Origin of the sequence: Aquabacterium sp. (assembly GCF_016234775.1) — a bacterium.
Taxonomy (GTDB): domain Bacteria; phylum Pseudomonadota; class Gammaproteobacteria; order Burkholderiales; family Burkholderiaceae_C; genus Aquabacterium.
The window spans coordinates 1-2,811 of sequence record NZ_JACRAH010000041.1 but is presented as its reverse complement, the minus strand read 5'-3'; the positions used below and the strand labels follow the sequence as shown (position 1 = coordinate 2,811).

Annotated in this window: 2 protein-coding genes; both read right to left on the bottom strand. The window is 58.9% G+C overall.

The window, feature by feature from the left end:
• On the bottom strand, positions 1 to 1,800 hold a 1,800-nt coding region (gene thrS, locus HY836_RS12195; RefSeq protein ID WP_290676429.1), incomplete at its 3' end, for a threonine--tRNA ligase.
• A 336-nt stretch (positions 1,801 to 2,136) separates the two neighbouring features.
• Positions 2,137 to 2,811: isocitrate lyase (gene aceA, locus HY836_RS12190; protein WP_290676428.1), on the bottom strand; the 675-nt coding region annotated here is incomplete at its 5' end.

The following is a 2,811-nucleotide window of genomic DNA, read 5'->3' as shown; positions in this document are numbered from 1 at the left end:
ACCGACAACGATGAAGTACGGCACCTTCTGCAACGAATGCTCGCGGATTTTATACGTGATTTTTTCGTTTCGCAAATCCAACTGGACCCTAAGTCCTTGTTTCTGCAGTGATTTGGCGATTTCTTGAGCGTAATCAGCCTGCGCATCGGTGATATTGAGCACCACAACCTGCACAGGAGACAACCAGACGGGCAGCGAACCGGCGTGTTGCTCGATCAAAATCCCAATGAAACGCTCGAGCGAACCCAGGATCGCACGGTGCAGCATCACGGGATGCTTGCGCTCGCTGGTATCGGCCACGTACTCGGCATTCAGGCGCTGCGGCATCGAGAAGTCCACCTGGATGGTGCCGCACTGCCAGTGACGCCCCAGCGCATCCTTGAGCGTGTACTCGATCTTCGGGCCATAGAAGGCGCCGTCGCCCGGGGCGATCGTGAACTCGCTGTTCGTGGCGCGCAGCGACGCCATCAAGGCGGTCTCAGCCTTGTCCCACACCTCGTCGGAGCCAATGCGGTGCTCGGGACGCGTAGCCACCTTGTAGATGATGTCGGTGAAGCCGAAGTCCTTGTAGACCGCCTGCAGCAAGGCCGTGAAGTCCACGCACTCCTGCAGGATCTGGTCTTCGGTACAGAAGACGTGCCCATCGTCCTGCGTGAAGCCGCGCACGCGCATGATGCCGTGCAGACCACCGGAAGGCTCATTGCGATGGCACTGCCCGAACTCGCCGTAACGCACCGGCAGATCACGGTAGCTCTTGATGCCCTGGTTGAAGATCAGGATGTGACCGGGGCAGTTCATCGGCTTGAGCGCGTAGTCACGCTTTTCCGACTCCGTGGTGAACATGTTGTCGCGGTACTTGTCCCAGTGGCCGGTCTTCTCCCACAGCGTCTTGTCGATGATCTGCGGGCCTTTGACTTCCTGATAGCCGTTGTCACGGTAGATCTGGCGCATGTACTGCTCGACCGCCTGCCACACCGTCCAACCCTTGGGGTGCCAGAACACGACGCCCGGTGCGTGATCATCGATGTGGAACAGGTCCAACTCGCGGCCCAGCTTGCGGTGATCGCGCTTCTCAGCCTCTTCCAGGCGAGTCAGATACAGCTGCAGATCTTCCTTGGTCGTCCAGGCCGTGCCATAGACGCGCTGCAACTGCTCGTTGCGATGGTCACCACGCCAGTAGGCACCCGCCACCTTCATCAGCTTGAAGTGCTTGAGCTTGCCGGTGCTGGGCACGTGAGGGCCGCGGCACAGATCGGTGAACGCACCTTCTGCGTACAGCGAGACATCCTGGTCAGCCGGGATGCTTTCAATGATCTCGGCCTTGTAGTGCTCACCCAGGCTCTTGAAGTAGGCCACGGCCTCATCCCGAGGCAGCACACGACGCTCGACCTTCTCGTCCTTCTTGGCCAGCTCGCCCATCTTCTTTTCGATGGCGGCCAGGTCTTCAGGCGTGAAAGGGCGCTTGTAGGCAAAGTCGTAATAGAAGCCGTCTTCAATGGTTGGGCCGATCGTGACCTGCGCATCCGGGAACAGCTCCTTGACGGCATAGGCCAGCAAGTGCGCCGTCGAGTGACGGATCACATCCAGGCCATCGGCATCCTTCTCGGTGATGATGGCCAGTTGCGTATCGGCCTCGATGCGGTAGCTGGTGTCCACCAGGCGAGCTGCATCGCCCTGCCCCACGCGGCCAGCCAGCGCCGCCTTGGCCAGACCAGCCCCAATGGAGGCGGCCACTTCAGCCACCGTCACGGGGCCAGGGAATTCACGTTTGGAGCCATCTGGCAATTGAATCGAAATCATGGTGCTCTCAGCTTGATAGGTGTGAGGCCCGCACCATTGGCGCAGGCAACAAAAAAGCGCGGTGGTCGCCGCGCTTTCTTGATGGGGATAAGAAATACGAAAGCAGCGGCCAGCCGACTAGACCTCGGTCGAGGTGTGAGTGGTGGTCGAAGTTCGCGGTGTCATAACCGTGTGTGCCTTTCTACGCTTCTTACCCGATGTTCATGTGCATGCCGCCTGACGGCAGTGAATCCTCACATTGTAGCCGCCCAGAAAAAAACCCGACACCTTGCGATGCCGGGTTTTTTGATTCCAGTTCTGGCTTGAAGCCCACCGAAGCAGGCCTCAGGCAAGAGATCAGTGGAACTGTTCTTCTTCGGTCGAGCCGGTCAGGGCCTTCACGGAAGACGAACCACCTTGGATCACGGTGGTCACGTCGTCGAAGTAGCCTGCGCCCACTTCTTGCTGGTGCGACACGAAGGTGTAACCCTTTTCGCGAGCTGCGAATTCGGGCTCTTGCACCATGTTGGTGTAGTGCTTCATGCCTTCGCCGCGAGCGTAAGCGTGGGCGAACTGGAACGTGTTGAACCAGTTGATGTGGATACCAGCCAGCGTGATGAACTGGTACTTGTAGCCCAGAGCCGACAGGTCTTCCTGGAAGGAAGCGATCTGCTTGTCGTCGAGGTTCTTCTTCCAGTTGAAGGAAGGCGAGCAGTTGTACGACAGCAGCTTGCCAGGGCAAGCGGCGTGCACGGCTTGAGCGAATTCACGAGCGAAGCCGATGTCAGGCACGCCGGTTTCACACCAGACCAAGTCAGCGTAAGGAGCGTAAGCAACGCCACGGCTGATGGATTGCTCCAAGCCGTTCTTCACGCGGTAGAAGCCTTCTTGAGTGCGTTCGCCAGTCAGGAAAGGCTTGTCGTTTTCGTCGTAGTCGCTGGTCAGCAGGTTGGCAGCTTCAGCGTCGGTACGAGCCAGAACGATGGTGGGCACGCCCATCACGTCAGCAGCGAAACGAGCAGCGATCAGCTT